Source organism: Aquamicrobium soli, from assembly GCF_042646345.1.
GTDB classification, from domain to species: domain Bacteria; phylum Pseudomonadota; class Alphaproteobacteria; order Rhizobiales; family Rhizobiaceae; genus Mesorhizobium; species Mesorhizobium soli_A.
This window is the reverse complement of sequence record NZ_JBHRTK010000010.1, coordinates 295,220-317,283: the sequence shown is the minus strand read 5'-3', so window position 1 is coordinate 317,283 and position 22,064 is coordinate 295,220. Positions and strand designations below refer to the sequence as shown.

At 62.3% G+C, this 22,064-nt stretch carries 28 protein-coding genes; 16 read left to right on the top strand and 12 right to left on the bottom strand.

Going from position 1 to position 22,064, the window contains the following annotated elements; translation table 11 throughout:
* Nucleotides 1–27 precede the first annotated feature (27 nt).
* Nucleotides 28–720, bottom strand: coding sequence for a hypothetical protein (locus ACFOHJ_RS09305; protein ID WP_378220213.1), 693 nt, complete (start codon nucleotides 718–720; stop codon nucleotides 28–30).
* Between the two features lie 279 nt (nucleotides 721–999).
* Between ACFOHJ_RS09305 and ACFOHJ_RS09300 the strand changes: the two genes are divergently transcribed.
* Genes ACFOHJ_RS09300 through ACFOHJ_RS09290 form a run of 3 tightly spaced genes read left to right on the top strand, consistent with a single transcriptional unit; the run spans nucleotide 1,000 to nucleotide 3,790 of the window.
* Nucleotides 1,000–1,752 carry a hypothetical protein gene (locus tag ACFOHJ_RS09300; RefSeq protein WP_378220212.1) on the top strand — a complete coding sequence of 251 codons (753 nt, stop codon included), beginning with the start codon at nucleotides 1,000–1,002 and terminating at the stop codon, nucleotides 1,750–1,752.
* Nucleotides 1,730–2,182, top strand: coding sequence for a hypothetical protein (locus tag ACFOHJ_RS09295; protein WP_378220210.1), 453 nt, complete (start codon nucleotides 1,730–1,732; stop codon nucleotides 2,180–2,182). The genes ACFOHJ_RS09300 and ACFOHJ_RS09295 overlap by 23 nt, the downstream gene beginning before the upstream one ends.
* A 57-nt stretch (nucleotides 2,183–2,239) precedes the next feature.
* On the top strand, nucleotides 2,240–3,790 hold the full coding sequence (locus tag ACFOHJ_RS09290; protein ID WP_378220209.1) for an EAL domain-containing protein: 1,551 nt from the start codon (nucleotides 2,240–2,242) through the stop codon (nucleotides 3,788–3,790).
* Nucleotides 3,791–4,158: 368 nt separating this feature from the next.
* On the opposite strand, the gene ACFOHJ_RS09285 is transcribed toward ACFOHJ_RS09290, so the two are convergent.
* On the bottom strand, nucleotides 4,159–4,362 hold the full coding sequence (locus ACFOHJ_RS09285; protein WP_378220208.1) for a hypothetical protein: 204 nt from the start codon (nucleotides 4,360–4,362) through the stop codon (nucleotides 4,159–4,161).
* Between the two features lie 296 nt (nucleotides 4,363–4,658).
* Nucleotides 4,659–4,910, bottom strand: a complete 252-nt coding sequence (locus tag ACFOHJ_RS09280) for a hypothetical protein (protein WP_378220207.1) — start codon at nucleotides 4,908–4,910, stop codon at nucleotides 4,659–4,661.
* Nucleotides 4,911–5,430: 520 nt separating this feature from the next.
* On the opposite strand from ACFOHJ_RS09280, the gene ACFOHJ_RS09275 reads away from it, so the two are divergent.
* A complete protein-coding gene (locus ACFOHJ_RS09275) occupies nucleotides 5,431–5,943 on the top strand; it encodes a YciE/YciF ferroxidase family protein (protein WP_378220206.1) in 513 nt (170 codons plus the stop codon).
* A gap of 425 nt (nucleotides 5,944–6,368) precedes the next feature.
* On the opposite strand, the gene ACFOHJ_RS09270 is transcribed toward ACFOHJ_RS09275, so the two are convergent.
* Both ACFOHJ_RS09270 and ACFOHJ_RS09265 read right to left on the bottom strand, forming a co-directional pair.
* Nucleotides 6,369–7,193, bottom strand: a complete 825-nt coding sequence (locus tag ACFOHJ_RS09270; RefSeq protein WP_378220205.1) for a DUF1236 domain-containing protein — start codon at nucleotides 7,191–7,193, stop codon at nucleotides 6,369–6,371.
* Between the two features lie 205 nt (nucleotides 7,194–7,398).
* Nucleotides 7,399–8,364 carry an SDR family oxidoreductase gene (locus tag ACFOHJ_RS09265; RefSeq protein WP_378220204.1) on the bottom strand — a complete coding sequence of 322 codons (966 nt, stop codon included), beginning with the start codon at nucleotides 8,362–8,364 and terminating at the stop codon, nucleotides 7,399–7,401.
* 167 nt (nucleotides 8,365–8,531) lie between these two features.
* Between ACFOHJ_RS09265 and ACFOHJ_RS09260 the strand changes: the two genes are divergently transcribed.
* Together ACFOHJ_RS09260 and ACFOHJ_RS09255 are read left to right on the top strand one after the other, a co-directional pair.
* Nucleotides 8,532–8,720 (top strand): KGG domain-containing protein, encoded by a 189-nt coding sequence (locus ACFOHJ_RS09260; RefSeq protein ID WP_378220203.1) that lies wholly within the window; start codon nucleotides 8,532–8,534, stop codon nucleotides 8,718–8,720.
* 67 nt (nucleotides 8,721–8,787) lie between these two features.
* Nucleotides 8,788–9,075 carry a hypothetical protein gene (locus ACFOHJ_RS09255; RefSeq protein ID WP_378220202.1) on the top strand — a complete coding sequence of 96 codons (288 nt, stop codon included), beginning with the start codon at nucleotides 8,788–8,790 and terminating at the stop codon, nucleotides 9,073–9,075.
* Nucleotides 9,076–9,119: 44 nt separating this feature from the next.
* On the opposite strand, the gene ACFOHJ_RS09250 is transcribed toward ACFOHJ_RS09255, so the two are convergent.
* Entirely contained in the window at nucleotides 9,120–9,353 is a 234-nt protein-coding gene (locus ACFOHJ_RS09250) for a hypothetical protein (protein WP_378220201.1), read from the bottom strand.
* 122 nt (nucleotides 9,354–9,475) lie between these two features.
* The gene (locus tag ACFOHJ_RS09245) at nucleotides 9,476–9,679 is read right to left on the bottom strand and encodes a CsbD family protein (protein WP_378220200.1); all 204 of its coding nucleotides are present in this window, start codon (nucleotides 9,677–9,679) and stop codon (nucleotides 9,476–9,478) included.
* 229 nt (nucleotides 9,680–9,908) lie between these two features.
* Here ACFOHJ_RS09245 and ACFOHJ_RS09240 point away from each other — a divergent pair, with 229 nt between their 5' ends.
* Nucleotides 9,909–10,565: a Crp/Fnr family transcriptional regulator gene (locus ACFOHJ_RS09240; protein ID WP_378220199.1), complete on the top strand. Its 657-nt coding sequence runs from the start codon at nucleotides 9,909–9,911 to the stop codon at nucleotides 10,563–10,565.
* A gap of 8 nt (nucleotides 10,566–10,573) precedes the next feature.
* Here the strand turns inward: ACFOHJ_RS09240 and ACFOHJ_RS09235 are convergent, their stop codons facing one another.
* Nucleotides 10,574–10,819, bottom strand: a complete 246-nt coding sequence (locus tag ACFOHJ_RS09235; protein WP_378220198.1) for a DUF6894 family protein — start codon at nucleotides 10,817–10,819, stop codon at nucleotides 10,574–10,576.
* A gap of 682 nt (nucleotides 10,820–11,501) precedes the next feature.
* Between ACFOHJ_RS09235 and ACFOHJ_RS09230 the strand changes: the two genes are divergently transcribed.
* Nucleotides 11,502–11,681, top strand: a complete 180-nt coding sequence (locus ACFOHJ_RS09230) for a hypothetical protein (RefSeq protein ID WP_378220197.1) — start codon at nucleotides 11,502–11,504, stop codon at nucleotides 11,679–11,681.
* Nucleotides 11,682–11,723: 42 nt separating this feature from the next.
* Here ACFOHJ_RS09230 and ACFOHJ_RS09225 read toward each other — a convergent pair whose 3' ends face one another.
* Nucleotides 11,724–12,038, bottom strand: a complete 315-nt coding sequence (locus tag ACFOHJ_RS09225; protein ID WP_378220196.1) for a hypothetical protein — start codon at nucleotides 12,036–12,038, stop codon at nucleotides 11,724–11,726.
* A gap of 161 nt (nucleotides 12,039–12,199) precedes the next feature.
* Here ACFOHJ_RS09225 and ACFOHJ_RS09220 point away from each other — a divergent pair, with 161 nt between their 5' ends.
* Nucleotides 12,200–12,529 carry a cupin domain-containing protein gene (locus tag ACFOHJ_RS09220; protein ID WP_378220195.1) on the top strand — a complete coding sequence of 110 codons (330 nt, stop codon included), beginning with the start codon at nucleotides 12,200–12,202 and terminating at the stop codon, nucleotides 12,527–12,529.
* Between the two features lie 24 nt (nucleotides 12,530–12,553).
* On the opposite strand, the gene ACFOHJ_RS09215 is transcribed toward ACFOHJ_RS09220, so the two are convergent.
* Nucleotides 12,554–13,135 (bottom strand): hypothetical protein, encoded by a 582-nt coding sequence (locus ACFOHJ_RS09215; RefSeq protein WP_378220194.1) that lies wholly within the window; start codon nucleotides 13,133–13,135, stop codon nucleotides 12,554–12,556.
* A 208-nt stretch (nucleotides 13,136–13,343) separates the two neighbouring features.
* Here ACFOHJ_RS09215 and ACFOHJ_RS09210 point away from each other — a divergent pair, with 208 nt between their 5' ends.
* Nucleotides 13,344–13,574 carry a hypothetical protein gene (locus ACFOHJ_RS09210; RefSeq protein ID WP_378220193.1) on the top strand — a complete coding sequence of 77 codons (231 nt, stop codon included), beginning with the start codon at nucleotides 13,344–13,346 and terminating at the stop codon, nucleotides 13,572–13,574.
* Between the two features lie 137 nt (nucleotides 13,575–13,711).
* On the opposite strand, the gene ACFOHJ_RS09205 is transcribed toward ACFOHJ_RS09210, so the two are convergent.
* A complete protein-coding gene (locus ACFOHJ_RS09205) occupies nucleotides 13,712–14,515 on the bottom strand; it encodes a helix-turn-helix domain-containing protein (protein WP_378220192.1) in 804 nt (267 codons plus the stop codon).
* Nucleotides 14,516–14,624: 109 nt separating this feature from the next.
* Between ACFOHJ_RS09205 and ACFOHJ_RS09200 the strand changes: the two genes are divergently transcribed.
* A complete protein-coding gene (locus tag ACFOHJ_RS09200; protein ID WP_378220191.1) occupies nucleotides 14,625–14,969 on the top strand; it encodes a nuclear transport factor 2 family protein in 345 nt (114 codons plus the stop codon).
* 158 nt (nucleotides 14,970–15,127) lie between these two features.
* Nucleotides 15,128–15,427, top strand: a complete 300-nt coding sequence (locus ACFOHJ_RS09195; RefSeq protein ID WP_378220190.1) for a putative quinol monooxygenase — start codon at nucleotides 15,128–15,130, stop codon at nucleotides 15,425–15,427.
* Here the strand turns inward: ACFOHJ_RS09195 and ACFOHJ_RS09190 are convergent.
* Nucleotides 15,407–15,634, bottom strand: coding sequence for a hypothetical protein (locus ACFOHJ_RS09190; RefSeq protein WP_378220189.1), 228 nt, complete (start codon nucleotides 15,632–15,634; stop codon nucleotides 15,407–15,409). The genes ACFOHJ_RS09195 and ACFOHJ_RS09190 overlap by 21 nt on opposite strands.
* Before the next feature lie 741 nt (nucleotides 15,635–16,375).
* On the opposite strand from ACFOHJ_RS09190, the gene ACFOHJ_RS09185 reads away from it, so the two are divergent.
* From ACFOHJ_RS09185 to ACFOHJ_RS09170, 4 genes are all read left to right on the top strand, one after another.
* Nucleotides 16,376–16,525 (top strand): hypothetical protein, encoded by a 150-nt coding sequence (locus ACFOHJ_RS09185; protein ID WP_378220188.1) that lies wholly within the window; start codon nucleotides 16,376–16,378, stop codon nucleotides 16,523–16,525.
* 672 nt (nucleotides 16,526–17,197) lie between these two features.
* Nucleotides 17,198–18,877: an Ig-like domain-containing protein gene (locus ACFOHJ_RS09180; protein WP_378220187.1), complete on the top strand. Its 1,680-nt coding sequence runs from the start codon at nucleotides 17,198–17,200 to the stop codon at nucleotides 18,875–18,877.
* 57 nt (nucleotides 18,878–18,934) lie between these two features.
* Nucleotides 18,935–20,665 carry a type I secretion system permease/ATPase gene (locus ACFOHJ_RS09175; RefSeq protein ID WP_378220186.1) on the top strand — a complete coding sequence of 577 codons (1,731 nt, stop codon included), beginning with the start codon at nucleotides 18,935–18,937 and terminating at the stop codon, nucleotides 20,663–20,665.
* A 1-nt stretch (nucleotide 20,666) separates the two neighbouring features.
* Complete coding sequence (locus tag ACFOHJ_RS09170; RefSeq protein WP_378220185.1) at nucleotides 20,667–22,016, top strand: HlyD family type I secretion periplasmic adaptor subunit; 1,350 nt, start codon at nucleotides 20,667–20,669, stop codon at nucleotides 22,014–22,016.
* The last annotated feature ends 48 nt before the right edge of the window (nucleotides 22,017–22,064 follow it).

Below are 22,064 nucleotides of genomic sequence, written 5' to 3'. Positions count from 1 at the left end.
AGCTGGCCTCCGAAAACGCCTGGCGCCCTACACGATCGAATAGGAAAGACGCTTCACGACATCGGCGTCGAGCGCCTCGCGCATCGCCGCCAGGTTGTCGTCGGAAAATTCCTGCATGTAGCGGCGTTCGGAATACCAGCTCATGTTGAAGGGGCGGTAGGTGAGCGGCCTGTGGCCGAGATCTTCACCCATTCGGCGAAGCCGCCTCCAGGGAAGCTTGATCGCCTCGTTGGTGAGGTTCGCGGCGGGAAAGCGGGACGCGATCCGTTGAAGGACCTCGCCGGGATTGGACAGGACGTCCTCGTAGCGAATGATCATCGTGCGTGCTTCCGGCAACGAAAGCATGTGGAAATAATGGGAATTCCAGTAATCGACGGGCGTCCGGAACAGGAAACCCGGGACCTTCGGCTGCGTGTTAAGCGAAACGACAAAGCGCGAGCGAAGGAAGGCGTCCCAGTTACTGTCACACTGGAAGTGCTGGAAGTCGACGGTATGGGCGTATTTGAAAAGCGAGTGCATGTTTGCGTACGGATCTTTTACGCAAACGAGGATGTCCTCGGATGGCGGCTCGTATCCGTCGTTCCCGAAATTTATCGGGGTGTAAAGATGTTTGTGGCCGCCAATATTGACTCGGCAAGTAGCCTCCATATTCTGCTCGATCAGAAGTTTCAGCAGATTGGTACCAGACCGGAATAGTCCGTAAAGCTTAAATACTTTCATAAATAACCACCAAAAATTCTTTCCATTGTTATCAAATCCCTTCGGGTTGGACTCAGTGGCTATTGTGTAAGGTTGCTATATAGAGAAAGAGATATTACCATTTACTATCCAATCGGCAATTGCCCTTGCCGCGCTCGGCGTTGTAATCGTGATTCGCGAGTTGCAGAGAAGATGAGTGGCATGTTGGATTGGCAGTCGGGTGTAAGGAGAATCAAGAAAGGCATCAGGCTTCGCAACGCGCTCCGGGAATTAGGCAGTCGGCCGGACCCCGGCGTTGGCGTGGCCAGCAAGCATGGCTTGCCGAAGCCGCTGATCGTCTCGCTGACAAGCTACCGGGACCGCTTCGATACGCTGGCGCTTACGCTCAAGTCGATTCTCTTCCAGACCGTTCGACCCGATACGACGATTCTATGGGTCTCCCACAAGGATTACCCGCTCGTGCCGGAGAGCGTCCTGGAACTGCGCAGGTATGGGCTCGAGGTGGCGGCATGCACCGACATGCGCGCCTATACGAAAATCATCCCGACGCTGCGAAACTACAAGGACTGCTTCGTCATCACCGTCGACGACGACATCTACTACAGGGCGGATTGCATCGAGAAACTTGTGGCGGCCTACGACCCCGCCAAGAAGCAGGTGATATGCCGGCGTGCCCACCGGGTCGTCACGGCGGAGGATGGCGGTCCGGCGCCCTACTCGGACTGGACGTCCGAGATCAAGGGGCCGGAGGTCTCGGCGGCCGTCTTCCCCACCGGCGTGCTCGGCGTCCTCTATCCGCCGAATGCCTTCCATGAAGACGTGTGCGACGCTTCGTTGTTCTCGACCCTCAGCCCGAGCGCGGACGACATATGGCTTTACTGGATGTGGCGGATGAAGAACCACGTCGGACGCAAGCTCCGCGGCAAGCTGCGCATTCTCGAATGGCCGGGAACCCAGGCGACTTCGTTGTACTCGGAAAATGTCGTCGGCCGCGCCAATGACCGCTGCATCCAGAACATGATCGATCGGTATGGATTTCCGCTCGCCGGTTAGCCTGCCGGCAATGAACTCCGATGGTCCGCACCTTGCCTGCGGTCAACCGGGCGGAGGCCAGCCGACAGATTCAGCGATAGGGAACGGCGGGTTTTATGTCGGGCTCCTGGGGAACGTCGCGTTCGAGGATTTGGCCGAAGACGACCACGGCCTCGCTGATGAGACGGCGCAGTTCGTCGTGACTGATCGTATCGAAGTGCTGTTCCGCATCCATCAAATCGACAAGAAGGTCCACGCCCCTCTGGTGCAGCCTCATCCCAGCGCCTTTCCTGGTTGTTCCGTCCCAAATGCGGAACTGGTAAACGAATACGGTACCAGGAAGTTCCGCGCGATCCTACCGCAATCGATGCGCCCCGGCTTCGGTCGGGCGGTTGACGCCCGATTAACCACAGCCGGCTATTTCTTCGGCGTGCTACACAATTTGCGTTGAGATAGCGATGGACGCCGATAGTACCAGCCTGCCGATCTAGTCGTCAAAGGAGCGGCCATGCAGCGATCGGCGAGGAAATATGCGTGGGCGGTCGGCCTCGCCGGGTGCTTGTTGGGATGTCTTATCGGCGCCGTCATCGGCCTTCTGCTCGGGCAGGTCGTGTCCGTGGAGATGACCGATCGCCAGTTGGCGCGACACGCCTCGGTCGTGCTCGAGCGTGCCGTTCATGTCGCGCAAAACAACAGCAGTGTCCTTTCCGCCGCCGATGCCCTGGAGACGACTCCCTGTTCCGACGCCGACCTCGACGCGCTACGCCGCATATCGTTTCTCTCCGAATATCCGGGGGATGTCGGGCGGGTCGAGAGCGGCGCCGTCCTCTGCACCGCGCTGTGGGGCCGCCTGCCGCTCCCTGTTGTCCTGCCGCCACCGCAGCGCGTCGCGCCCAACGGCACCGAATTGTGGGCGAACATCCCGAATGTCGACCACAAGATCATCACGCACGTCTCGAGCCGCGGCAACGCGATCGTGTTCACGTCGCCGAAACCGTTCCAATCCTTCCAGCACGGCGATGACGGGCTGGCCACGTGGATCGTGACCAAGGACCATAAATATACATATCGGCGGCTGGGCGGCGCGGACGGGTTGACGCTTCCTCCTGGAAAGGCCGAGACTTCCTGGTTCGACATGCGCCTCTATCGGGCGGTTTCGACATGCTCGGCCAGCCTGGACATATGCGTCGTCGCCTCCAAGAATGCAGTGAATGTCCTATGGCCATTGGATGCTCTTTTCGCCAGCGTTGCCATGCTGGGCGCCTTGTCGGGAGGCGGCATAAGCCTTGCCGCTTTCCTGTATCGCTACGGTTCGCGTTCCTTTTCGGAAAAGATCAGGCAGGCGATCGAAGGCGGCCGCCTTACGCTGGTCTACCAGCCGCTCGTCAGGATCCATGACAGGCAAATGGTCGGCGTGGAAGCGCTGGCGCGGCTGACCGACGAATACGGGGAAGACATCGCGCCGGACGTTTTCATCAAGGTCGCCGAGGAGGGCGGCTTCATCGATCGCGTTGCCCGCATCGTCATCCGCACGGCATTGAAGGAAATGCGGTCGAGGCTGAAGGCAACGGCCGGATTCCATTGCGGCATCAACCTCAGCACGGGCGACATACTGGACGAAACGCTCTGCGATTTCCTCGACCGGGAAGTGAAGAGCCACGGCCTCGAACCGAGCCAGGTCGTCCTTGAGGTGACGGAACGAGCGACGGCCGATCCGGAACAACTGATCGGCAGCATGGAGAAATTCCGGCAGCGCGGCTATGCCTTCTATCTGGACGACTTCGGCACCGGCTATTCGAACCTTGCCTACCTGGCTCATCTTCCGATCAGCGGCATCAAGCTCGACCGCATGTTCACCCAGGCGATCGGAAAGGAGGCGATGGGCTCGACCATCGCCGAGAACGTGTGCGCGGTTGCCAAGGCGCTGAACCTTCAGTTGATCGTCGAAGGCATCGAGACCGAGGAACAGGCGCAATATATCGATCGCCTCAGCCCGGCCGCCATCGGGCAGGGATGGCTCTACGGCAGGCCCGTTCCGGCCGAAAAGCTTCGAAAGTAAGGTTCTTTACGGCAAGAGACCGGCCCGCCGAGACCGGACGCGCGAACATTGCAGGCAGGATACAATCGTTGAAGGGGACGGACCTTCACATCGCAGGCTGCCCATGTATGTCTGGCAGCGGATGCGGCATGGCTTAGGCGGGGATGGGGGCAACCTTCCTCCGGCAACGCCAGGTTCAGGCAATTGCCGCATCCACTTCTTCATCGACGACCATGCCGCCGGCAACCGCAAGCGGGTGCAGCAAATAAAGCGAGCCCGCCACCGGGAGGGGACAGGTGACGGGCTGCAGAGAGAGGACGGGTATCCTCCATCGCGTGTCGCTTCGCGATGCCTACCAACTGGCGGAACGCGGATTTGTTCCGTGGAATTCAGGCATGCCGGCTGATTTTCGCCATCAAGGCGTCTTCGTCGAGATCGCGGTTCTGCTCGAACAGCTGGAGCACCTGGACGGCCAGGAGTTCGCCGGCCAGGCTCGTGCGCTCGATACCCTGCTTGTGGCAGATCCGCTCCACGAGCCTGGCCAGAAGCTCGACCTCACGCGGCGTCAGCGTTCCGGCGTTGGGATGCTCCAAGGTAGTTCTCCCCGGCAAAAATGCGGGCAGTTAAGGCGATGTTGGCCGGCCTGACAATCCTGAAAGTGTTGCTCAGGCACGGCATCGACCGGAACATCGCGGATCGCAGGGGGTTATGCCGGCATGACCCGGACGAAGAAAAACAAGGCGCCGCCCCCGACGCGGAAGGCCGAGCCCAGTTCCGAGGCGCGGTTCTACGCGCGTCGGTGCGGCATGCCGGTGGAAGAAGCGGAACGGCTGTTGCGGCAAGCGGCCAAGAGGACGAGGTCCGAGCCCGACTTGGAGGCAAACTAGAATTAAGCCTTCAGTGGGCAGGGGCCCCCCCGGCCGATACGCCTTTTGTGAAAGATTTCCAGGCTGGCCCGTATCTCTGCCTCGTCGGAGACGCCGGCCTGAAACAGCGACATGGTGGCCTGGGCGATCTTTTCGGCATCGAAGCTGCCGGCCTCGATGTGGTGGCTCTTACAAAACAGGTCGAACAGCTGCTTCAGGCGGTGCATGTCTTCGGGATAGGCAATGCCGCTGGATGGAGTGGAAAGCCCCTTCATGGCTTCCTCCCTTTCACGTTGGGGCGGAAGCGTGGTCGTCGCTCACAGTCCACGGCGCCCGGGGCAATTGCCGTCGATGGAAGACTATACACTCGATCTCTTCGAGGCGCGGTATCGTTCCGGCCCGATCGTCCCTTCAGGTCATCACTTAATGTTTCCGCGGGAACGACCGATCAAAAAGCCAGTTGGCTCCGCGGACGGCTAATCGTCCTTTGATAGGGAGAAACTTATGCCAAACCAAGGTGGAAGCCACGAACAGCATGTGAAGGCTGGTGAACAGAGCCACAAGAACGATGACCGGCGGAAGGAAGGCGGTCGGGAGCACGAAAGCGGCGGACAGCGCGGCGGATCGCACGAACAGCACGTGAAAGCCGGCGAGCAGAGCCACAAGAACGATCGGTGATGCGAAAGCTGATAGCAAGGAGCCCGTCCCGGATAATCCGGAACGGGTTCTTTCCGTATCTCCCGCCGCTTCACCCTTCACGACCCCGACAAATTCGAACCCACAAGGAGAAGATACATGCCCCGTTCATCGCAGCCCAGGGACCTGGAAGACCTGTTCCTCGACGGACTGAAGGACATCTATTATGCCGAGAAGAAGATACTGAAGGCTCTGCCGAAAATGGCGAAGGGCGCCGAGGCCGAAGACGTCTCTGCGGCTTTTGAAAAGCATCGCACCGAAACGGAAGGCCAGGTCGATCGGCTGGAACAGATCTTCGAGCTTCTCGACAAGCCGGCCCGTGGCAAGACCTGCCCGGCGATCGACGGTATCCTGGAGGAGGGTTCCGAAATCCTCGAGGAATACAAGGGAACCCCTGCCATCGACGCCGGCCTGGTTGCGGCGGCACAGGCGGTCGAACATTACGAAATCGCCCGCTACGGCACCCTGATCGCCTGGGCCGAGCAACTCGGCATGAAGGATGCGGTGAAGCTTCTCGGGGCGACACTGGAAGAAGAGTCCGCCACCGACGAAGCCTTGAGCGCACTGGGGGAAGGCGGGGTGAATGAAAAGGCGATGGCGCAAGCCGCGTAGACAGAAACCCCGGATAACCAGAAGCCCCGGCATGTGTTTTGCCGGGGCTTTTGTTTTGGTCTGCCAGAGCGGTCATGGAACGATCGTGGCGATCAGTTCTTCTTTGCCCGGGCAGCCTGCCTTTTCTGCTCCAGTTTTCGCCGCACCTCTTCGAGAGCGACAGCCAGGAGGGTATCGACTTCTTCGAGCTCGGCACGAGCGTCACAGGTCGAAATGTAACGCCTCAGTTCTTCGATGGTACGCCGAACATGCTGCAAAGCAGCCTCCCAGATTCTCACTGTAACGGCTTGATGACGAACTGGTTCCGCTCGTCGCTGGCGCGCTGGCCGCAACGCGCGACAGGAGCCGGACGCGACGGCCAGGCGCCGGCTCCGTCAGGCCGAAGAACCTCGCCCGGCCGGAGCCGGGCAAGGCTCGAAGCGCATTCAGGCGTTGAGAACCGCCACGATTTCCAGGGTATCCGGATCAACGATGACGATCGTGCCATCGTCGAGCACGAAATACTCATAGTGTTCGTAGGCCGGCACGATCTTGATGATACGCGGCGGCAGCCGGTAAAGCTTGACGGTCTTCGGCACTTCGGCACCGATGGAAATCGTCACGTCCGTGCGGCTTACCGGCGCGACGCTCTCCTGCTTGATAATGTTGCGGACTTCGGTGCGCTGCTCGACCGTGATCTCGGTCTTGGAACCGGATCCAGCCTGGCCGGATTTCGAGCTGCTGCTGCCCTGCGTGCCGCTCTCGGTGCCGGTCTGCGTCTGGCCGGAGCCCGTCTGGCCCTGCGTGCTGGTGCCGCTACCGCTTTCGGCGCCGCCAGTCGCGTTCTGCTCCTGGGAAGTACCGGACTTGCTCTGTGTTTTCTGCTGGGACTGCTCGCCGGACTGGCTCTGTTTGGACTGGCCCTGCTCGGTCTGGCCGCTGCTCTGCCCGGTAGTGGATTTCTCCTGGGTCTTGGGCTCGGCCTTCATCGCGGGCTCGGTCTGCTCTCCGGAACTACTGCCACCCTGGGATTTCATGCCCTGGGTGCCCTGTTCCTCGGCGCCGCTCCCCTGGGACTTCATGGCCTTGCCGCCCTGTTCCTCGGAACTGCTGCCGCCCTGCTTGGTACCCGGGCAACCTTGCGCGCCGGCCTCGCAACCGGAGGTAGCGCCGCCCTGGGTGCCCTGGGTCGCGTCACTCTGCGCGTAGGCCATACCAGCGCCCATGCCGATGGCCAAGGCGATCGTACTTGCAGCTAGAATATGTCTCATGGGAAATCTCCTTTTCTGTTGGCCCTCGGGGGTCCCAACAGCTCGATTTCCATTTGGTTCCGAAGATTTTCGACAGGGCGATCGGCAGGTGGCAGCCGCTCGAGGCGCCCGAAAAACCCACCCCGGCGGGCCGGGACAGACCCATTTTGCTGACGGTATGGCACGCTTTTCAGGTAGCCCGGGAGGTCCCGGACGGCGGCCGTTTTCAGTACCCGCCGATGATCGGCAGTATCTCGCCGGTGATGTAGCTGGAGCATTGGGGCGATGCCAGGAAGACATAGGCCGGGGCGATTTCTTCCGGTTGCGCCGGCCGCTTCATGGGTGTTTTCGAGCCGAACTTCGCGACGTCCTCGGCCTGCTTGTCGGACGGGTTGAGCGGGGTCCACACCGGCCCCGGAGCCACGGCGTTGACGCGGATGCCCTTGGCAACCAGGTTGCCGGCGAGCGAGCGCGTGAAGGCGTGGATGCCGCCCTTGGTCATCGAATAGTCGATCAGCGCCTTGGACCCGTCGATGCCGGTGATGGAGCCGGTGTTCACGATGGCGGAACCGGACGCCATGTGGGGAACGGCTGCCTTGGCCATGTGGAAATAGCCATAGAGATTGGTTTTGAGCGTGAGGTCGAAGTGCTCCTCGCTCAGGTCCTCGAACTTTTCCGAGTGTATCTGGAAGGCCGCGTTGTTCACCAGCACGTCGAGCTTCCCGAAGGCGTCGACGGTTTTTGCCACGGCCTTTTCGCAGAAGGCCCGCTTGGAGACGTCGCCGGCGATGACCAGGCAATGGCGCCCCTCCTTCTCGACGGCCCGCCTGGTGACCTCGGCGTCTCCCTTTTCCGCGAGATGGACGATCGCAATGTCGGCGCCCTCCCGCGCAAACAGCACGGCGACCGCACGGCCGATGCCTGAATCGCCGCCCGTGATGAGCGCGGCTTTCCCCGCCAGCTTGTCCGACCCCTTGTAGAAGGGGGCATCATACATCGGCGCCGGATCGAGCACGCGTTCGTCACCGGGTTTCGGGTAGTGCTGCTGGGGAAACGGCGGGACCGGATATTTTCTCGCGCCCGCCTGCATCGGCTTCGCGGCTGCCTTGCCGGATTCCCGGTCATCGCGCTCGACGGATTTCTGGACTCGCCGTTGAGCGGCCACGGGCTGCTTGTCGGTGCTCTTTTTCATCTGAAGGCCTCCTGGATGATGAAGGCTGAAACGTGCGAGGCCGTGTTTTGTGCAGATACGTCGAAGTCACGAAATATTACGTGAGGGAACGGCTATCTTCCGCCCGCCGTTGGAGGGTGCGCAAGGGCGATCAAGCCGTTGCGACGATCCAACCCAAGGAGAAGCAGATGGCGAACCAAGGCGGAACCCATGAGCAGCATGTGAAGGCAGGCCAGCAGAGCCACAAGAACACCGGCAGCAAACAGCAGCAAGCCTCCAGCCGGGACGACGATCGCAATCATCGTGGCGGCAGCGGCAACTTTGCCGAAGATCGCGAGCGGGCTTCCGAGGCCGGCCGGAAGGGCGGCCAGCACTGACGACAAGGGGGAGGCGTTTCGCCTCCCTCTTTTAATGGCAGCCGGCAAAGGTGTCGGCTTGCGTTGGATGGCAGGGTCAATCGTGATCGGGCGGCATGATCTCCACAAGTTGAAGGGGCTGGGCTATCTGATCTCCACCCTGAGTGTACTGTTGCTCGCAGTTGTCAGCTGGTCGAACGCGCAAAAGGATGCGCTGCTCACAGCGTGCCTGCTGGCGGGCGCGGCGACTTCCATTGTCGGCATGTTCTGCCGGTGGCTGTCCTACGAACTCGAAAAACGCATGAACGAAAAGCAGGCCCAAGAGCCGCAGGCGCGGCCGCAGCGGGCGAAAACGCGCCGTCGCGCGGGGAAATAGGGCGCCTTACTGCAGGGCTGCCGAACGGCCCGGCGTGCCGGCGGCTACTTTTCAGAAGTTCCGCTTGGCTGCGTGCCGGTCTGCGACGTACCGGTTTGCGTGCCGGTCTGCTGCGCGCCGGTCTGCGGTATGTCGGAACCGGGTTCGATAGCCTCGCCATAAAACTCGACCGCGGCCCAGACGATCGCGATCAAGGCCAGCGATGCAATAAGCACGGCGAGCACGCGCCAGCCCCAGCGGCCCTGGCGTGCTTTGTTTTCGGGGATGATCTTGTTCATCGGTTTTCCTTCGCTTTCATGAAAACCGGCGTGAAAGGGCTCGGCTCCAACGAGCCGTCAGCCAATCCATGCGGGACAAAAGCCCGCCCCGAGGAACGGAGCGGGCTCGCCGATCTATATTTCTACCAGCCCTGTCGGCCGTACCAGTCGTCGACGGCCTCGCGCACCCGGTCCTTTTCCAGACCGTATCTCTCCTGGATCTTGCCTTCCAACTGGTCGCGGCGCCCGGCAATCTGATCGAGGTCGTCTTCGGTGAGTTTCCCCCACTGCTCCTTGACCTTGCCCTTGAGCTGCTTCCAGTTTCCTTCAACGCGGTTCCAGTCCATGGTTTTCTCCATAAGGCGGGGATCGCCTGCTAGGCAAACGACGAATGGCCGAGTTTGTTGCACCCTGCCGCCAAGTGAAATGCTGCCTCGGCAAGCCCGCGCCGGCTGGAACCAAAAGGGCTCGCCCCCGTTGGCGTGCATGGCCGACACTGTCCTTAGCGAAGAGGGGTTCTTGCCCTTCATCCGCAGTATCTCGCGAAGGGATACCCTGTCGCTCAAGGAAATCGCCTTGATCAATTCGCTCCCGAAGCGAACGGAAACGTTCCTGAACGGGGGCGAGGTGGTGGCCGAGGACAGCCGGCCCGGCGAGAGTTGCATGATCCTGAAAGGCTTCGCGGCAAGGAGCCACTATTCCCGGGACGGCAGTCGCCAGATAAGCGCGCTTCACGTTCCAGGCGATTTCGTCGACCTTCACGCCTATCTGCTAAGGGTCATGGACCATGGCGTGATCGCTATCGGGTCGTGTGAGGTCGCCTATGTTTCCTACGATTCCATCCGGCGCGTGACCGAGGAAAGCCCTCATCTCGGCCGATTGCTCTGGCTCTCCACGGTGATCGATGGCGCTATCCAGCGGGCGTGGGTCACCTGCCTCGGTCGCCGGACCGCCGAACAGCGCATGGCGCATCTTCTTTGCGAATTGTATTTGCGGCTGGAGGCCGCCGGAATTGCGACCGGGAATTCCTTCCACCTGCCGTTGACGCAATCCCAACTGGCCGACCTGCTCGGCCTGTCTGTCGTGCACGTCAACAAGAAGCTGCAGAAGCTTCGCCTGTCCGGGCTGGTCGATTGGCGCGGCGGTATCGTCGTCATCCGCGATTTCGGTGATCTGGCCAGGCTCGCCGAGTTCGACCCGACCTATCTGAGCCTGCGGGTGGAAACCCGCTAGGCCTGCTCTTAGTCTTCGTCATCCAGCCATTCGGATCTCAGCGAAAATCGCGATCGGAAGACGATATCGCCCCGTTCGTTTCGGACCTCGACGCAAAAATCGTGGTTGGGGCCTTCGGGAAGTTCGTCCCGCGCCATGTCCGGCAGGGCACCGATGGCGCGCCGCTGCACTTCGGCTTTCGTGTTGCACTCTATTCCGTCCTCGTCACGGAAAAGACCGTCCTCACCATAGGTATCGAAGAAATAGCGGGGCATTGCATTCTCGTCTCGCGGCTATGATCTCCAATGCGCGAGGCCCCTCGATTGTTCCTGCAATCAGGAAGAAGGCCTTCCCACTTCCGCTATAAGCGCTTCCTCGGTCGTGAGACCGGACTGGAACAGACGGACAAGCGTTGCGGCACGCGCCTGGCGCTCGCTCTCGGAAGCCCCCTCGGGAGAGGTCATCTCCAGCACCCTTGTGAGCATGTCCAGGTCACGGGACGAAAGATAACCGAACTCTGGGTAGTGCCGCATTTTCGCATCCCTTCAGCGATGAACCAGCAGGCAGCTACGGGCAGATTCCCGGTCGGCACAATTAACTAGTTTAATCGATCGCGGGAAATGGCGGCAGCGCGCCGTGGGCAGGAGGAAGCGCGCCTCCGGCGCGGCTTACCGGCAGGGAATGCCGGCTACCGGTTGAACCCTTTCGCTCGTGGTGCGTTCACCCTTCGCTGCGGGCCGTGTCAACCGGGCCCGATGGTAGCGGTGAACAGGAGGATTTTCCCGGTTTCTCCTTCTGGCCAACGAAATGGCAGGCGAGCACCTATCCCGTCCGGCCCGTAGCCCAGGTTCTTGCGATCGCATGCGAGGCATCTTGAGAAACGCTGCACACGGTCGGCCCGATGACTCCCTTCGCAGGACCATCCTGTCCTGTATCGAGGGGCTCGGGCGGGACCATGTGCTGTCGACCAACAAGGTCATCGAGCGGGTTCGGCAGGAGTTGCCCGATTGCGCGCTTTCCAGCGCCGAGCTTGCGAAATTGATCGGGGAGATAGCAAAAGACGCCGGCCTGGTGCCCGTGTTCGACCCGTACCAGGAGCCGGAAAGCGACCAGTTCCGCGATACGAAACCCGACTGAACGAGGGCACGGGCCGTCACCCGGTGCGGGACAGGGCGCCGACTAGGTCTCGTCGCGTCGTATGAATTCGTGGGTACTGTCGAGGGAACCGGGGCGTTCCGGCGGCACCACCAAGGCCAGCTCGGCCGCGTCGAACAGTTCGAACCATTCGTCCCATTCGACCAACTCATAGCCCCCCGCATTCGGCGGCCGCTCGGGCCTGTCCTGGTCCTCATAGGCGGCCTGGTCGAAGACGATCCGAAGCTCCGGCTGGATGCCGGCCTGCGGAGAAACGTCCACGACGGCGGGCGAGCCCATCCGGGCGGCGGCCCAGTCGCGGATCGCATCATGATCGGTAAGCACCACATTGTCGGCCATCGCAACCTCCTTTTGAGCAGCGGTAACGCTGGCCACGCCGATAAGTTCAGGCGACATCCCCGAAGCGCCCGGCGCGTAGATTTCGGCTGCGTCTTCCGGCCCCTTGCCGACCCGCTCCGTCTTTGGTTTTCTGCGGGCATCGAGCCAAGGAGGAGCCCAGCTTGTCGCCAACTCTGATCCGCTTCGAAGGCAACGGTGCCTTCGGTGAGCAAACCCCGGTCGCCAGGCCGACGAGCGCGCAGGTCGCGATGGTAAGGGTGGCTGCCGACCAGCCGATACCGGTCGGGACGACCGGGTTCTGGGAATGCACGCCGGGCCGCTTCCGGCGCGGGGTACCGCAGGCCGAATACAGCTACTTCATCACCGGAAAGGGGACATTCACCCCGGATGGTGGCGAGACGGTCCGGTTTCAGGCAGGCGACGCCATCTACTTCCCGGCGAATTCGGAGGGGAATGGAACATCCTCGAAACGGTCCGGAAGGCCTATGTGATCTTCGAATAGGTGGCCGGGTGGGTCAGACCCCGGTCGCCAGCTTCGCCATCACGACGATGATCGCCACCTGCATGACGCCCTGGCTCGCCACGACATAGTAGAAGCGGCTCATCATCCGCCCGATCCTGGGGCCGTCGGGTTGCGGCTTCTGCAGCTCGAAGCAGACCCGCAAGCTGGTCGGCAGGAGGTAGCCGAGCCCCTGGATCGCCATCAGCGTGACCAGCACCAGGGCAGCCACGATCCAGCCGAATTCCGGCCAGGGCAGTTCCGTCAGGCCGAGGTCGACCGCGAGGAACCAGCCGGCGGTGCCGGTGATGATGGAGAGCGTCGGCATCAGGAACAGCGTCACCGGCGTCAGCCGGGTGATGATCTCCTTGCGGATCGGCACGTCGACGCTGCGGATGATCGGGCCGATGACGAAGCCCATGAACAGGTCGATGCCGGTCCACAGCACGCCGCTCATGACGTGGACCCAGTTGAGAAACCAGATGTTTCCGGCGGCGATCGCGACGATCATCACCAGCAGGGCCGCCGCCACGTACCAGAGATAATGCCACCGGATCAGGCTTTTCTGGCTGCCCTGCAAACTTTCGACCGTGGTCATCGCCCGACCTCCTGCTGAGGTGGGGAATATACGCCTCGCCTAATCGAGCAGGAACACAAATCCCCCGAGATCTCCGTATCAATTCGACGTGCCTGGCCGGACAGCCTGCAATAACGGAAGTTTCCCCTAAACGTGATGGAACCGGATGCAACACGCGCATCGTGGCCGCGTTAGGCTGGGTCCAAGCCGCATCTGAGGAGGCATTCCGATGTTGGTGAAACCAATCCTGATCGCGTCCGTACTCTCGGTTTCCGTTCTCGGGCTGGCGGGGTGCGTCGACGTCGTCGATCCTTATGGCGCCTATTACTACGACGGCTATTATTACGACACCGGCCCTGTCTTCCTCGGTGGGAGCCACTACCGCAACCACTTCCGGCGGGGGCACCACCATGTATGGTATCCCGCTGGCATGCACCGCGACTGGCACGGCAACAGATGACGCCCGGCTGGAGGGCGGCAATACGGCTTTCGGTTCTGCACGAGAAATGCCGCTCGGAGACGGCGGGTCGTTCGTTAGCGATCGGAAAATTCCGAGGCAAACGGCGATCCGCGCGGCGCAGCACTGGGGGTGAGGCCTCAGCGCTGCGCGGTCAGCTTCGCCATTGCCCGCGATGTTTCCGGATTGGCGGGGAAGAAGGCTTCGATCGTGACCTCCGACAGGGTAACGTCGACGGCCGTGCCGAAAACGGTCGTGGTGCTGATGAAGGAGAGCGGCCCTTCGTCGCTCGCCAGCGTGAGCGGCACGGCGATGCCGCCATCGGCGACCGGGACCGCTCGCGAAGAGGCGGCTTGCGGAGGTACAGGGTAGGATTTCAGTTCCTCCAGCAAGGCGACCAGCCGGGGCGCGGCTGAAACATCGATCTCATGCGCAAGGCGCGCGAGGATGTGGGCGCGCCATTCGCGGAAATTGACGATACGGCCGGCGAGCCCCTGGGGATGCAGGCTGAGCCGCAACACATTGATCTCGCCGGTGACCAGATGCCCGGCCACCCCGGTCATCAGCACGCCGACGGCCGCGTTCGCCGCCAGCAGCGTCCAGTTGCGGTCGACCGCAAGCGCCGGGTGCGGCTCGTGGCCTTTCAGAATCTGGTCGATTGCGGCGCGCGCGGCGCCGAGTTCCGGCGCGTCGAGCGGCCGTTCGCGATAGATCGGCGCGAAGCCCGCGGCGGTCAGGATCATGTTGCGCTCGCGCAGCGGAACGGAGAGCCGCTCGGTCAGGTGCAGCACCATCTCCCGGCTCGGTTGCGAACGTCCCGATTCCAGGAAGCTCAGATGCCGCTGCGAAATTTCCGCATCGACGGCCAGCGCCAGCTGGCTGAGCCGGCGGCGCTGCCGCCATTCGCGCAACAGGTCCCCGGCGGATTGGTTTTCGTTCAGCATGCCCGAGGCTAGCAGCCCGGTCGCCCGATCGGCAATTACCTCGCACGTAATCGCAACGCCCGTCGCCGCGTGCCATCGTCGTCCCGTCAAACTTCAAAGGAGAACGGACATGACCGATATGCAACGCATTGCAGAACAGTATCTGGCAAGCTGGAACGCCGTGCCGGCGCAGCGTAGCCGCACCCTTTCGGCGTGGAGCGAGGATGCCACCTATGTGGATCCGCTGATGTCGGCAAGCGGCCGCGACGCCATCGGATCGATGATGGACCAGGCCGTCGTCAACTTTCCCGGCCACGCCTTCGTGCTGTCGGGAGCCGTCGATGGCCACGGCCCCTACGTGCGCTTCAACTGGACTCTGGCGGCGCCGGACACGAAAGCCGTGGCGCACGGAACCGACGTCGTGCGCGTCGATAGTCACGGCCGGATCGCCGAGGTCATCGGCTTCCTGAATTGAGACGGGTCGTGAGCGACCCTTCGTGGAAACGGCCGGCGGGCATCGATCGGATGTCCGCGGCCGGGGAGCAGGCGATCCCGTCGTCCTGTTCCCCGGCCGGACCGATGGGGCGAGGCCAGTCTGCGGACAGGACCGACAAATTTATGGGAGTTTCAGAGATGAGCGAGACCTACGTCATCACCTTTCAGGTGCGCCCGGATCAGAGGGACCGGTTCAGGGCGCTTCTCGATCCGGTCCTGGACGCGATGCGCCATGAGGCGACCTTCGAGGGGGCGTCGCTGCATGTCGATCCGGACGACGAGAACCGCTTCCAGTTGCACGAGACATGGAAGGACCGGCAGGACGTGCTGGAGGTCCAGCTCAAGCGGCCTTACCGGTCCGAGTGGCACGCGGCGCTCGACGAGATTCTCGAGCGGCCCCGCGAAGTGCGGATATGGTCATTGCTGCGCGCCGATTGATGGCGCGTCTTTCAGGGAGCGGTTTTTTCCGGCGCCGGTTTTGAATTCCAGCACCCGCGCCGGTGGGCGCCGGTGCTCTGCCACGGCCACCGCTTCGATCAGGAGATCGACCGCCTCGCGCGTTTTGTGGCTGATTTCGTCGTTGCCATGCAGATAGTCGTAGGCGCGTTGCAGGTGCAGGCGAGCGGCGGCGAAGTCACTGGTCAATGTTCTCTCCGATGAAGCCGCCCGCCGGAAGGCTAGACCGGCGGAGGGTGGAAACCGTAAATATCCACTGGCGGATTTTAATCGAGTTCGATGCTTCTGCCCGTCCTCGCGAAACGGAGCCGACAGGTCGATCGATCACAGCTTCGCGATGCGCGCAATGGGTAGTGGTCCCGCGGGGCGCCAGGTGGCAAGCTTGTCGGTTCGCCGGGCGCTGCCGAGGTGGAGTGCCTGGTGAAGTCAAACTCATCCGGGAGAAACGCCATGAAACATCTCATCGCGCCGATGACGCTTGGAATGGCCTTGCTGGGAATTTCCATCGGCATGGCTTCCGCCACCAATGTGCATTCCGTGACGGGAAAGGACAGCCCAGCCAGACGATCGGTTCGCCGCAGACGGGGAATGCCACGCCGGGGCATGCCAGCTCCGCTCCGGGGTCGGCATTCAACCCGGACGGGAATGCAGGAACCCACTACGCGGGTACGCAACCGCAGAATTCGAAGAACCCGAAAAGCGTATCCCAGTACGACGTGGCCGGTTTCCAGCAGTCCCATAACCACCAGTGACGGAATGAGTTGAACAGAAGGGCTGGCCCCACCCCCGTCTACCTTCGCGGGCCGGCCCCTTTTTGCCTTCGCGCTGGTGAGAAGCAACCGAGGATGCCGTTAATCGACTGTGATGGAATAAACCGGGGCGGCGTGTCGTTATCCGAAGGCGGGGTGGATTGCTCAAGGAGACGACCCGATGCGCAGACATACGACAGTCGCGATCCTGTTGATGATCCTGACGGGGATTGCAGCTTGCAACACTCCGGCCGGATCGCAGCGCCCACCGGAACAGACGACAAGCGGCGGCAACAGCAGCGGTGGCGGCATGGGTGGTGGTGGCTACTGAACGATTGCCGCATCAGGCGGGACGGTAATCGCCATTGTGCTTGTCGCCTGAGGGCCATGGTAGCGTGGCCTTGGCCGCGCTTCCCGACTTGCGCTGTCGCGGGGGGGGTGGCCTTGCGGGCCGGGCTATGCATTAATGTGGCCGGGGGGTTCCGTGGAAGGAACACCTTTGGAGCTTTGGATACCGTTTCTGGGACGGCTGAAGATCAAGCCTGCTTTCGCCATCAGGTCCGGTGAAAGGGAACTCGTCCGCGTCGGGGGATATGCCCTGACCTTCTTCTGGCGGAAACCCCGGTCCTGATTCTTGACGGCCCGTTCATACGACAGGCGAGGTGCAACTTCGCCTCCACCGTCGCTCATCGGCAGGCTGTGCCCCGGTCGAATCCGCCCGCGCCCGCCTGGGGCTGTCGCACGTGTCCGGGTAGCGGCTTTTTGCACTTTATGGCGGCCCAACTTTCGTCGCTACCTCTAAAGAGGTAGATCAACGAAGCATTATTGAGCAGGAAACTCAGATTAACGTAAATCTGAAATATCCGTTAACGCATAATTGACTCTAACATTCTGCCCTCATACTAATTCGAGCTGGGGAAGGGCGGATTACCCCTTATTGCAAGTGTGAATAGGCGACCCAGGGGATTCCTGGGCGATCTATAGATCATGAGGGGAATAAAAAATGGCAATTGGTGACATCAAGACTTTTGACTTCGTCTACAGCGGCCTCAGCCTGCAGATCAATGCAATCGATATGGGCGACGGGCAAGTCCGTTTCGAAGTAACCTGCCTGCAGGGTTATGCCGACATCAATGCGCTCTACTGGAGCGACGGTGTTCCCGACGGAAACAACTTCGATCTCGGGACCAAGAAAGACAACAGCCTGAACATGAATGGTTCGGGCGTGGATTGGGACGGCGGCATCAAGCTTTCGGACACCGGCCTTGGCGCGAAAGGCGGGGCTACCAAGCCCACCTACCTGCACAGCGGCGAGAGCTATGTACTGGACGCCAAGCTCAACTGGGATTCGCTCGATACCCTTGGCGTTCGCGCGACCAGCACGAGCACCTCGGGTGGGAGCATCAAGGGCGTCGACACCGGTGCCGAGATTACGCCGGCACCGACCGTTTGCGTCGAGGACGCGGCCCCGGTCGTCGAGGGCAACGATGCGGTGTTCACGATCACGCTCGAGCATGCCTACGAATACGACGTCACGATCACCTACACGACCGTCACGGGAACAGCCGGCGGCGACGATTTCGCGGAACAGGCCGGGTCGGTCACGATCCACGCCGGCGATCTCAGCGCGCTCGTCAAGATCGCGACCGTCGATGACACCCTTGTGGAAGATAGCGAAAATTTCACGCTGCACCTGACCGGCGCGACGGCGGACATTCCGGATATCGCGGGCCAGGGCGACAGCGTCATCGAGGTACATCTCCTGTGTATCGACGGCAGCGCCACCATTCTCGATAACGACGTCGCTGCTCCGGTTAACCAGCCGCCGGAAGCTAATGATGACGCCGCGGCCTGCGTCACCGAATTGGCAGCGGCGATCACGGGCGTGTCGGGCAATGTCCTGGAAAACGACAGCGATCCCGATGGCAACGCGATCGCCGTGACGATGGTGAACGGCACCGAACTCGTCGACGGCAAGGCCAGCATCGTCCTGCATGACGCAGCCGACAACGCCATCGGCACGCTGGAGATAAATGAAAGCGGCGACTACACCTTCAAATACACGGGCGCCTACAATGCGGATCACACGTCGCCGACATTCACCTACACGATCTCGGACGGGCATGGCGGCACCGATACGGCGACGGTTACGCTCTGCCTTGATCCGCTGGAGAATCCGGGGCGCGGCGATGCCTTCTCTCCCGGCTACTGGAAGACGCACGGCTTCGACGGGTCCGAAAGGCTGCCGTCCGATCTCAAGTCCGGGGTACAAACCCTTGACGACTTCTTCAACCTGGACGACGGCGTAGGGCCGGTTACCAACCGGACCTGGACCGTCGGCGGTCAAACCGTCCAGGACATTACCCTGGCGCAGGCCGTGGCCCAGACCGGCAACACTCTGTCGACCCCGGACCTGCCTGGCAATGAAAATGCTCTCATTCAGCAGGCCGCCGCCGCAGTGGCGGACTGGTACGACAACGATCACCAGGCGGACTTCGTGGCGGCCTACATCTACCAGCGGGCAATCAAGGACAACAACGGCACGCTGGCCGACAATCCGTTCGATGCCGACAGCGTCATGGCCGACCTCGTCCAGCAGGTTCACGACGCTTTCGAGGGGACTGCAGGTGCTTACAGCCTGGAGGCTCTGAAGGGCATCCTCGAACTCAGCCACGAGGCCTGATCGTATCCCAGGTGGGGCTCGTGCCGTCGGGCATGAGCCCCTGCTGAGGCACAAGACATGGCCCAGAAACAAAAATCCGATGAACTCCGGCACGTCTCCGGAGCGTGCCGGGGTTATTTCGTCGTCGCGGCGCTGTTCAGCCTGGCGATGAACCTGCTCTACCTCGCCGCCCCGATCTACATGCTGCAGGTCTATGACCGGGTGGTGTCTTCGGGCAGCGAGACGACGCTGGTCATGCTGACGGTCGCCCTTCTTGCCGCCTTGGCCGCGCTCGCGGGGCTGGACACGGTTCGTGCCCGCGTCCTGAACCGCGTCGGCGTCCGCCTGGACCGGCTGCTCGCCGGGCGGGTGGTTTCGGCCATGGTCGAGAAATTCGGCGGCATGGCCTTCGGCGCCCAGCTTCTGCGGGATTTCGACGCGTTCCGCCAGTTCATAACCGGCACCGGCATCCACGCGATCTTCGACCTGCCATGGGCGCCGATCTACATCCTCGTCATCTTCCTTCTTCATCCGCTGCTCGGCTTCTTCGCCCTCGGATCGGTGGTTGTCCTGGTCGTCATGATGCTGGCCAATGAATGGCTGGTGCGCGAGCCGCAGGCCGAGGCGGGCACGGCGACATCCAAGACCTATGGCTTCACCGACATGAGCCTGCGCAACGCCGAGGTCATCCAGGCCATGGGCATGACCGAGGGCCTGCTGCAGCGTTGGGGGCGCGACCGTGCGCGCATGGTGGAGCGCCAGGCGACGGCAAGCGACCGCGCCGCGACCATGCACAGCGTCATCAAGTTCCTGCGGATGGCGATGCAGTCGCTGATCCTCGGCCTCGGCGCCTATCTGGTGATCAATCGCATGGCCAGCGCCGGCGCCATGTTCGCGGCCAGCCTGCTGCTCGGGCGGGCGCTGCAGCCGGTCGAACAGACGGTAGGGCAATGGCGCGCCCTGGTGTCCGCGCGCTCGGCATATTTTCGGGTCCGCGACCTGCTTCTCGCCAGCCCGCCCGCCGAGCGCAGCCTGATATTGCCGCGGCCGAAGGGGAGCCTGTCGGCCGAAAATCTCCATTTCATGGCGCCCGGCAACTCGAAGCTGCTGTTGCGCAACGTGTCGTTCCGGCTGGAGGCCGGCGACACGCTGGGCGTCATCGGAGTTTCGGGAGCCGGAAAATCCACCCTGGCGCGGTTGATCGTCGGCGTATGCCGGCCGAGCGGCGGCGTCGTCCGGCTCGACGGCGCCGACATCTGGACGTGGCCGCGTGAATCGGCCGGCCGCTACATCGGCTACCTGCCGCAGGACATCGAACTCTTCGCCGACACGGTCGCCGCCAACATCAGCCGCTTTCGCACCGGCATGGATGCGGAAGTCATTCGCGCGGCGCGCATGGCCGGCGTCCATGAAATGATCCTGCGGCTGCCCGATGGCTACGAAACCCAGGTCGGCGAGGGCGGCGCTGCCCTATCGGGCGGTTACCGCCAACGCATCGCCCTGGCGCGGGCGGTGTTCGACAGGCCGGCCCTGGTCGTGCTTGACGAACCCAGCTCCAACCTGGATGCCACAGGCGATCAGGCGCTGACCGACTGCATCCTCCAGCTGAAGCAGCAGGGAACCACGGTGGTCATCATTTCCCACCGGCCGGCGACCATCGCCGCCATGGACAAGATACTCATCCTGCGCGACGGCGCCGTCGACATTTTCGGGGACCGCGCCGAGGTGCTGGCCAAGCTTGGCCCTCATCCGCATGTGCGCGCCGTCCCGAGCATTCCCCAGGCCGAACCGGCGGCTGCCGGAGGGTGATGTGAACCAGTCTGCGGTCGCGCCATATGAGGGCCGGGTCGGGCTGGCAGGCCACCAGGTCGAATTGCCGAGCGATTCCGCGCGCGGCGCCATCCTGGCGGGCTGGATTGTCCTCATCGTATTCTTCGTCGTTTGCGGCGGATGGGCAATCCTCGCGCCTTTGAACGGCGCAGTGGTGGGGGAAGCCATCGTCAAGGTCGAGGGAAACCGCAAGAGCGTGCAGCATCTGGACGGAGGCGTCGTCAAGGAATTGCGCGTCAGGGACGGAGACCGCGTGAAGGAAGGCGATGTCCTGATCGTGCTCGACGACACCCAGTCGCGCGCCGAGTTCGATATCCTGTCGCAGCAATATGCGATGCTGCGGGCGATCGAGGCGCGCCTGGGCGCCGAATTGTCGAACAGCGACAGCGTCGCGTTCCCGGCCGAACTGGCCGACAGCGCCGAGCCTTACGCGAAAGCGGCGATCGAAGCCCAGAGGCACGAATTCGAAAGCAGGCGGGAAGCCCTGCTCGGCGAAGAGCAGATACTCACCTATCGGGTTTCGCAGCTTCGGGAGCAGATCGCCGGAAACCAGGCGCAGGAGAAGGCCTATATGGAGCAGCTTGCCTCGGTGAGCGGCGAAAAGGAAAGCCTTTCCGACTTGGTGAAAAACGGGCTGGTGACGAAGCCGCGCATCCTGCAACTCGATCGCACCATGTCGGGGCTCCAGGGCCAGATCGCCGCCAGCCAGGCAAGCACGGCCGCCGCCTTGCAGAGCATGGGCGAATATTCGCAGCAGATCGCGCAGGTTCGAAAGATGCGCACGGCGGATATCACCAAGGAGCTTAGTGAAACGCAGTCGAGGCTTCTCGACGTGCTGCCGCGCCTCCACAATGCGAAGGTGACGCTGGCGCGCTCGGAAATCCGCTCCCCCTATGCGGGCGAAGTGGTTGGTCTCGGGGTGTTCTCGGTCGGCGCCGTCATCGGCCGCGGGGAAAAAATCCTCGACGTCGTGCCCGACCAGACGGCGCTGGTCGTCGAAGCACGCGTGCGGGTGGAAGACATCAGCGACCTGCAGCCGGGCATGGCTGCGGAGGTGCATTTCACGTCCTACAAGCAACGCACGACGCCATCGATCCACGGAACCGTCGCGCATATTTCAGCCGATCGGCTGACCGAAGAACGCACGGGGCAATCCTATTACGTTGTTTCCGTCGACGTGGACCAGGACGACCTGAAGGCCAATCCCGAGATCAAGCTGTATCCGGGCATGCCGGCGAGAATCACGGTCACCACGCATGCGAGAAGCGCCCTCGACTATCTCGTGGGCCCGCTGGTGCAATCCTTCGACCAGGCCTTCCGCGAGAAATAATCGCCTAGCGGCTCCATTGGATCCGAGGGCATATGGATCGATCTCGAC

Excerpts from the sequence above, each read along its gene's own strand:
- ACFOHJ_RS09305 (WP_378220213.1), bottom strand. The coding sequence starts at position 720 with ATGAAAGTATTTAAGCTTTACGGACTATTCCGGTCTGGTACCAATCTG.
- ACFOHJ_RS09295 (WP_378220210.1), top strand. The coding sequence starts at position 1,730 with ATGGATTTCCGCTCGCCGGTTAGCCTGCCGGCAATGAACTCCGATGGT.
- ACFOHJ_RS09290 (WP_378220209.1), top strand. The coding sequence starts at position 2,240 with ATGCAGCGATCGGCGAGGAAATATGCGTGGGCGGTCGGCCTCGCCGGG.
- ACFOHJ_RS09280 (WP_378220207.1), bottom strand. The coding sequence starts at position 4,910 with ATGAAGGGGCTTTCCACTCCATCCAGCGGCATTGCCTATCCCGAAGAC.
- ACFOHJ_RS09275 (WP_378220206.1), top strand. The coding sequence starts at position 5,431 with ATGCCCCGTTCATCGCAGCCCAGGGACCTGGAAGACCTGTTCCTCGAC.
- ACFOHJ_RS09270 (WP_378220205.1), bottom strand. The coding sequence starts at position 7,193 with ATGAGACATATTCTAGCTGCAAGTACGATCGCCTTGGCCATCGGCATG.
- ACFOHJ_RS09265 (WP_378220204.1), bottom strand. The coding sequence starts at position 8,364 with ATGAAAAAGAGCACCGACAAGCAGCCCGTGGCCGCTCAACGGCGAGTC.
- ACFOHJ_RS09260 (WP_378220203.1), top strand. The coding sequence starts at position 8,532 with ATGGCGAACCAAGGCGGAACCCATGAGCAGCATGTGAAGGCAGGCCAG.
- ACFOHJ_RS09255 (WP_378220202.1), top strand. The coding sequence starts at position 8,788 with ATGGCAGGGTCAATCGTGATCGGGCGGCATGATCTCCACAAGTTGAAG.
- ACFOHJ_RS09250 (WP_378220201.1), bottom strand. The coding sequence starts at position 9,353 with ATGAACAAGATCATCCCCGAAAACAAAGCACGCCAGGGCCGCTGGGGC.
- ACFOHJ_RS09245 (WP_378220200.1), bottom strand. The coding sequence starts at position 9,679 with ATGGACTGGAACCGCGTTGAAGGAAACTGGAAGCAGCTCAAGGGCAAG.
- ACFOHJ_RS09235 (WP_378220198.1), bottom strand. The coding sequence starts at position 10,819 with ATGCCCCGCTATTTCTTCGATACCTATGGTGAGGACGGTCTTTTCCGT.
- ACFOHJ_RS09225 (WP_378220196.1), bottom strand. The coding sequence starts at position 12,038 with ATGGCCGACAATGTGGTGCTTACCGATCATGATGCGATCCGCGACTGG.
- ACFOHJ_RS09215 (WP_378220194.1), bottom strand. The coding sequence starts at position 13,135 with ATGACCACGGTCGAAAGTTTGCAGGGCAGCCAGAAAAGCCTGATCCGG.
- ACFOHJ_RS09210 (WP_378220193.1), top strand. The coding sequence starts at position 13,344 with ATGTTGGTGAAACCAATCCTGATCGCGTCCGTACTCTCGGTTTCCGTT.
- ACFOHJ_RS09205 (WP_378220192.1), bottom strand. The coding sequence starts at position 14,515 with ATGCTGAACGAAAACCAATCCGCCGGGGACCTGTTGCGCGAATGGCGG.
- ACFOHJ_RS09200 (WP_378220191.1), top strand. The coding sequence starts at position 14,625 with ATGACCGATATGCAACGCATTGCAGAACAGTATCTGGCAAGCTGGAAC.
- ACFOHJ_RS09195 (WP_378220190.1), top strand. The coding sequence starts at position 15,128 with ATGAGCGAGACCTACGTCATCACCTTTCAGGTGCGCCCGGATCAGAGG.
- ACFOHJ_RS09185 (WP_378220188.1), top strand. The coding sequence starts at position 16,376 with ATGCGCAGACATACGACAGTCGCGATCCTGTTGATGATCCTGACGGGG.
- ACFOHJ_RS09180 (WP_378220187.1), top strand. The coding sequence starts at position 17,198 with ATGGCAATTGGTGACATCAAGACTTTTGACTTCGTCTACAGCGGCCTC.
- ACFOHJ_RS09175 (WP_378220186.1), top strand. The coding sequence starts at position 18,935 with ATGGCCCAGAAACAAAAATCCGATGAACTCCGGCACGTCTCCGGAGCG.